The 5,609-nt window shown below is 72.2% G+C and carries 9 protein-coding genes and 1 pseudogene; 6 read left to right on the top strand and 4 right to left on the bottom strand.

The genetic code is table 11. The annotated features are described in order from the left end of the window. The first annotated feature begins 1 nt into the window (after position 1). Complete coding sequence (locus ACKOB8_RS03665) at positions 2-430, top strand: hypothetical protein (protein WP_526375755.1); 429 nt, start codon at positions 2-4, stop codon at positions 428-430. A 9-nt stretch (positions 431-439) separates the two neighbouring features. Here ACKOB8_RS03665 and ACKOB8_RS03670 read toward each other — a convergent pair whose 3' ends face one another. Beyond that, positions 440-1,300, bottom strand: coding sequence for a rhomboid family intramembrane serine protease (locus ACKOB8_RS03670; RefSeq protein WP_526375757.1), 861 nt, complete (start codon positions 1,298-1,300; stop codon positions 440-442). A gap of 140 nt (positions 1,301-1,440) precedes the next feature. On the opposite strand from ACKOB8_RS03670, the gene ACKOB8_RS03675 reads away from it, so the two are divergent. The 5 genes from ACKOB8_RS03675 to ACKOB8_RS03695 are packed head-to-tail and all read left to right on the top strand — an operon-like array spanning position 1,441 to position 4,401. After that, positions 1,441-2,076: a class I SAM-dependent DNA methyltransferase gene (locus tag ACKOB8_RS03675; RefSeq protein WP_526375759.1), complete on the top strand. Its 636-nt coding sequence runs from the start codon at positions 1,441-1,443 to the stop codon at positions 2,074-2,076. Between the two features lie 13 nt (positions 2,077-2,089). Next, on the top strand, positions 2,090-2,497 hold the full coding sequence (locus tag ACKOB8_RS03680) for a VOC family protein (protein WP_526375761.1): 408 nt from the start codon (positions 2,090-2,092) through the stop codon (positions 2,495-2,497). Positions 2,498-2,499: 2 nt separating this feature from the next. After that, positions 2,500-2,979 carry a peroxynitrite isomerase gene (locus ACKOB8_RS03685; protein WP_526375762.1) on the top strand — a complete coding sequence of 160 codons (480 nt, stop codon included), beginning with the start codon at positions 2,500-2,502 and terminating at the stop codon, positions 2,977-2,979. Further along, complete coding sequence (gene lipE / locus ACKOB8_RS03690) at positions 2,976-4,247, top strand: lipase LipE (RefSeq protein WP_526375764.1); 1,272 nt, start codon at positions 2,976-2,978, stop codon at positions 4,245-4,247. Before ACKOB8_RS03685 ends, lipE begins: the two co-directional genes overlap by 4 nt. A gap of 10 nt (positions 4,248-4,257) precedes the next feature. Further along, positions 4,258-4,401, top strand: coding sequence for a hypothetical protein (locus tag ACKOB8_RS03695; RefSeq protein WP_526375770.1), 144 nt, complete (start codon positions 4,258-4,260; stop codon positions 4,399-4,401). On the opposite strand, the gene ACKOB8_RS03700 is transcribed toward ACKOB8_RS03695, so the two are convergent. The 3 genes and pseudogenes from ACKOB8_RS03700 to ACKOB8_RS03710 form a co-directional block, all read right to left on the bottom strand. Continuing rightward, entirely contained in the window at positions 4,369-4,671 is a 303-nt protein-coding gene (locus ACKOB8_RS03700; protein WP_526375766.1) for a DUF2694 family protein, read from the bottom strand. The genes ACKOB8_RS03695 and ACKOB8_RS03700 overlap by 33 nt on opposite strands. Further along, positions 4,668-4,985, bottom strand: coding sequence for a type VII secretion target (locus ACKOB8_RS03705; RefSeq protein WP_526375768.1), 318 nt, complete (start codon positions 4,983-4,985; stop codon positions 4,668-4,670). Before ACKOB8_RS03705 ends, ACKOB8_RS03700 begins: the two co-directional genes overlap by 4 nt. Positions 4,986-4,997: 12 nt before the next feature. Beyond that, positions 4,998-5,609, bottom strand: a pseudogene (locus tag ACKOB8_RS03710) (hypothetical protein); the annotation flags it as partial.

The raw sequence follows: 5,609 nt of genomic DNA on the forward strand, positions 1-5,609 counted from the left end.
GCTGCTCGCCGCGGCGGGGGTGATGCTGGCTCCGACGGCCGGCGCCGCCGGGTTGAAGCTGGGCAACTACAACGCCAACGTCGACGGCCGCTACGACTTCCACACCTGGATCTGGGCGATCAGTTCGTGCACCCCGCCGGGAAACGCCGAGCAGTGCGCGCGGGTGTCGGCGATCCCGATGCCGATCGCCAAGGCCTACGAGTGGTACGGGGTGGCCAACCAGGTCAACGGCACCTACACCCTGACCGTCGACGTCCCCGACGGGCTGCGCTGCGGCAACGTCTACTACGGGCCGGTGATCCCGACCCGCGACGTCTACACCTTCGACGCGGTGACGCTGACCGGCACCCTGCAGTCGTCGTTCGCGGTGGGTTGCGACAACGCCCCGGGCGGCACCTTCACCTATCCGTTCAGCCTGGTGCGGCTGTAACGCCGCTATTCACCCGCCGGCGATGACGCCGTGGTTGATCGCGGGGCCGAGCCGGGACATCAGATCCGCGCTGCGCCACACGATCAGCCCGACGAGGGCCAGCAGCACCGCCGCGCTCAGCCCCGCCTGCACCGTCGCCTGCGGGACGCGCACGTAGATCAGCGCGACCAGGGCGCCGGTCAGCAGCCCGCCGAGATGGCCCTGCCAGCTGATGCCGGGGATGGTGAACGTGAGCACCAGGTTGATCGCGATCAGCGTCACCAGCCAGCGCACGTCGAGGTTCAGCCGCTTGGCGGCCACGAAGGTGGCGCCGAAGAGCCCGAAGATCGCCCCGGAGGCACCGGCGGTCGCGGCGTTCAGCGGCGAGAAGAGGTACACGACCGCCGAGCCGCCCAGTGCGCTCAACCCGTAGAGGGCGGCGAAGCGCACCCGGCCCAGGTGCTGCTCCAGTGGCGGGCCCAACACGTAGAGCGCCCACATGTTGAACCCGATGTGCAGCAGGCCGTAGTGCATGAAGGCCGAGGTGACCAGACGGTAGTAGTCGCCGCCGGCGACCGCGGGCGGCCACAGCGACCACGCACCCTGCAGGCCGGGCAACACCATCTGGGCGAGGAAGACCGCCACGTTGACCGCGATCAGGGCATAGCTGACCAGCGGCTGGGTGCGGCTTCGCGCAATCCGCACCGGCGCCGCCGCCGGCGCCTGAGCCGCGGCGGCCTGCACGCAGTCGACGCACTGCTGTCCGACCGGCGCGCTGCGCAGGCATTCCGGGCAGGCCGGCCGGCCGCAGCGGGTGCAGCCCAGGTACGTCCCGCGGTCGGGATGGCGGTAGCAGCAGTACGGGGCCGGTGGCGGATAGGGGGTGCTCATGGTTCTGTCGGGGACGATACTGGGTATCCCGAACAGCAGGGTCGGCGCGCCTATACTCCGCTGATCGGCGGGGCTGAGCAATCTGGTCGAGCGATCGGGCGGAACACGTGCGTGGGACAAGCGGGTAGAAGGAGTCGCCGATGACGGCACCGGGCCGGCGGTTCAACGACCTCGTGACGCGCTTCTGGAGCGTCGCCGCCCCGCTCTACGACCTGCCCCGGCTGCAGCGCTGGGTCTACCAGCCGGCCCAGGACGAGGTGCTCGCGCTGCTGCGCCGGCGGGGGTCGCGCCGGGTCGCCGACATCGCCTGTGGCACAGGGATTCTGGCGACCCGGATCCATTCCGAGATCGGGCCCGAGGAAGTGTACGGGGTGGACATGTCCGACGGGATGCTCGAGCAGGCGCGGGCGCGTTCGGTGCACGTGCGCTGGCTCAAGGGCCCCGCCGAGCGACTCCCCTTCGACGACGGTGCGCTGGATGCGGTCGTCACCACCTCGGCGTTCCACTTCTTCGACCAGCCCGCCGCGATGCGCGAGTTCCACCGGGTGCTGGCGCCGGGCGGTCTGGCGGCGGTGGCCACCATCAGCCCGCCGATGCCCGCCGCACTTCGACGGCTGTCGGCCAGCCCCGCCAACCCCGCGCACAACCCCTCGCCGGCCGAGATACGGCGGCTGTTCACCGACGCCGGGTTCTCGATCGTCGAGCAGCGCCGCGTCGACCGCCCGCTGTGGACCCGCGGGGTCTGGGACCTCATCACCGTCGGCGAGAAACCGTAGGAGACTGACTGACATGGCCATCGAACTTCTCCTCAAGAACGCCGAGATCGGTGTGGTGACCACCAACCACGAGGCGATGGCGGCCTTCTATGCCGACGTTCTCGGGCTGCAGTTCCAGGGCAGCCTGGAGTTCCCCGGCGGGACGATGCGGCGCTACGCCCTCGGCGACAACGTGCTCAAACTGGTCACCTACGACGAGGATCCGGATGCTCCGGTCGCGCCGGGCGGCGGTCGGGCCCGCGCCGGCATCCGCTACTTCACCCTGGTGGTGACCAGCCTGTCGGCCGCCGAACGGGCACTCACCGAGGCCGGGTGCGACATCGTCGAACCCCGCACCGAATTCGCCGCCGTTCCCGGCATGGGCTGGCTGTTCGTCGCCGACCCGGACGGCAACTGGATCGAACTCGCCGGGCCGCTGTAGCGATGACCGACCTGCATCCGGGTATCGCGGCGCTGGCGCCGCTGCTGGGCACCTGGACCGGTCGCGGCCGCGGCGAGTACCCCACCATCGAGTCGTTCGGCTACACCGAGGAGATCACCTTCGGCCACAACGGCAAGCCGTTCCTGGCCTACTCCCAGCGAACCCGGTCGGAGTCCGGTGCGCCGCTGCACGCCGAGGCCGGGTATCTGCGCACACCGGCGCCCGGGCGCGTGGAACTGGTGCTGGCCCACCCGACCGGGGTCACCGAGATCGACGAAGGCTCACTCGAGGTCCATGACGGCGGACTGGTCATCGAGGTGCACTCCACCGCGATCGGGCGCACCGCATCGGCCAAAGAGGTTGCCGCGCTGACGCGTTCGATCCGCGTCGCCGGTGACGAGCTGACCTACTCCGTCGCGATGGCCGCGGTCGGGCAACCGCTGCAGCACCACCTGGCCGCCACCCTGCATCGCTCCCGGTGAGCGGCGTCGGCAGGATCCGGGTTCCGGCTGACCTCGAGGCGGTCACCGACGTCGGCGACGAACACCCGGGCGCGCTGGATCCGGCCGCCGTCGAACGGATCTGGCGGGCCGTGGAGCACTGGTATGCGGCCGGGATGCATCCGGCCGTCCAGCTGTGTCTGCGCTACGACGGCGTGCCGGTGCTCAACCGCGCGATCGGGCACGCCCGCGGCAACGGCCCCGCCGATCCGCCGGACGCCGAGCAGGTCGCGGTCACGACGCAGACCCCGTTCTGCGTCTACTCGGCGGCCAAGGCGATCACCACGACCGTGGTGCACATGCTCGTCGAGCGCGGCCACTTCCGGCTCGACGACCGGGTGTGCGACTACCTGCCGAGCTACACCAGCCACGGCAAGGACCGCACCACGATCCGTCACGTGATGACCCACAGTGCCGGGGTGCCGTTCGCCACCGGCCCGCGCCCGGACCTCAAGCGGATGAACGACAGCGACTACGCCCGCGAACAACTGGGCCGGATGAAACCGATCCACCCGCCCGGACTGGTGCACATCTATCACGGGCTGACCTGGGGGCCGCTGGTCCGCGAGATCGTCTCGGCCGCAACCGGCCGCGGCATCCGCGAGATCCTGGCCACCGAGATCCTCGACCCGCTCGGTTTCCGGTGGACGAACTACGGGGTCGCCGAGGCCGACGTGGCGCTGGTCGCCCCCAGCCACGTCACCGGGGCACCGCTGCCCGCGCCGATCTCGGCGGCGCTGCGCACCGCGCTGGGCGGGACCATGCAGCAGATCGTCCCGTTCTCCAACACCCCGCTGTTTCTGACCAGCGTGATCCCCTCGTCGAGCACCGTGTCCAACGCCGACGAACTGTCCCGCTTCGCCGACCTGCTGCGCCGCGGCGGTGAACTCGACGGCGTGCGCGTGCTGCGCCCGGACACCCTGGCCGCCGCGGTCGCGCCGTGCCGCCGGTTGCGGCCGGACGTGGCCACCGGGCTGGCACCGATCCGCTGGGGAACCGGGTACATGCTCGGCTCGCGGCGCTTCGGACCGTTCGGCCGCGGCGCCCCGGCCGCGTTCGGACACACCGGCCTGACCAACGTCGTGATGTGGGCCGACCCGCAGCGGCGGCTGGCGGTCGGGCTGGTCAGCAGCGGCAAGCCGGGCCGCCATCCGGAGTCCCGCCGCTTCGGCGAACTGCTGGACCGGATCAACGCCGAAATACCCCGCCAGCGTTCGGGTGAATTGTGGGCGCTGCGCCGGCCCGGTTAGCGTGACGGGCGTGGAGATGCTGCAGCACCAACTCGACGAGGTTCGCCTGCTGCTCGCGCGGGCGCGAGAACTGTTCGGCGACAGCGCTTCCGGAGACACCGGGGAGCCGCCGCTGCTGCCGTCAACCACCGGGCCGCAGCGCGTGCTGCCGTAGTGCCTGCTCGGCGAGGTCGAGGTCGGCGGGTGCGGGCAGTCCCGCCGACGGGGTGAAACCCGCCGACACGATCTCCTGGCGGATCCGCATGACGGCCTTGAGATGCGAGACCTGCGCGGCGAGCAGGACCGCCCGGGCCAGCGCCGCGGCCTCGGCCTCCATCGCCGCATCCGCCAGCGCGACGCTGTGCAGATAGCCGCCGCGGCAGGACCGGAACACCAGGTGCCCGCTGGGGTGGGCGGCGTCGAACGCCGGATCGGGCGAACTCACCCGCGCTCCTCGGGAATCGACCCGAGCTGCGACGCGGCGGCCGCGTCGTGCTGCTCCCAGACGTCGGCGGCGCTGCTGAGCCGGTCGGCCAACTCGGCGTGGGCGGCGGCCTGCTGCTCGTAGCAGACTCGGCGCTCGTCGAGCAGTCCGCGGCCGGCTTCGCGCAGTTCGGCGAACACCGGGCCCAGCGCCTCGAGTGCCGCCAGCACCTCGGCGTGCCCGGACGGCACCCCGTGCAGGTAGTCGGCGGTCAGCCGGTGCTCCTGGGCCGCCCGGCGCAGTTCGGCGGGCACGACGGTGATGCGCTCTGCCATGAGTGACTCCAATCAGGACGGGACGGCACCGGGGGCCGGCGCCGGGACGGGCGCCGCCGGCGGTACCGGCAGCGGCTCGGGGGGATGCTGCCAGCCGGCGAAACCCGGCCCGGCGATGCCGGCGATGTCCGCGACGTCGCGGATCTGGTTGTCCAGCAGTGCTTTTCCCGCACCGAGGGCAAGCGCGTGGCGGTCGGCCAGCACCCCGATGTCACCGGCGGTCAACTGGTCGGGGGCGACCAGGGCGGCGATGGCCGACCCGGGCGGCGGAATGGCGATGCCCTGCTGGCGGAACGCGTCGGGGATGGGCGTCCCGGCCACGGCGGCGGTGATCACCGCGGCCAGCTCCGGGCTGGGGGCGGTGACCGTCTGCCCGCCGGGCAGCCGGATCACCACCGCACCGTCGGCGGGCAACGGCTCGGCGGGCCGATCCGCGGTCGGCTCGGCGGGGCCGTCGGACTCCCCGGACCGCTCCCCCGCGGCATCCGGCGCCTCGCGGCGGCTTCCGAGCGGGCCGAGCGGACCGATCTCGCGGCCCAGCCCGGACAGTCCCGGCAGCGACGAGAGCCCGCCGAGCCGTTGCCCGCCGACGGTGCGGTGGTGATCCGGCTGCCCGGCGGGCAG

The sequence above is a fragment of the Mycobacterium sp. genome (assembly GCF_046091765.1).
Lineage (GTDB): Bacteria > Actinomycetota > Actinomycetes > Mycobacteriales > Mycobacteriaceae > Mycobacterium.

Coding starts and splice junctions, on each gene's coding strand:
- ACKOB8_RS03680 (WP_526375761.1), top strand. CDS start 2,090: ATGGCCATCGAACTTCTCCTCAAGAACGCCGAGATCGGTGTGGTGACC.
- ACKOB8_RS03670 (WP_526375757.1), bottom strand. CDS start 1,300: ATGAGCACCCCCTATCCGCCACCGGCCCCGTACTGCTGCTACCGCCAT.
- ACKOB8_RS03675 (WP_526375759.1), top strand. CDS start 1,441: ATGACGGCACCGGGCCGGCGGTTCAACGACCTCGTGACGCGCTTCTGG.
- ACKOB8_RS03685 (WP_526375762.1), top strand. CDS start 2,500: ATGACCGACCTGCATCCGGGTATCGCGGCGCTGGCGCCGCTGCTGGGC.
- ACKOB8_RS03705 (WP_526375768.1), bottom strand. CDS start 4,985: ATGGCAGAGCGCATCACCGTCGTGCCCGCCGAACTGCGCCGGGCGGCC.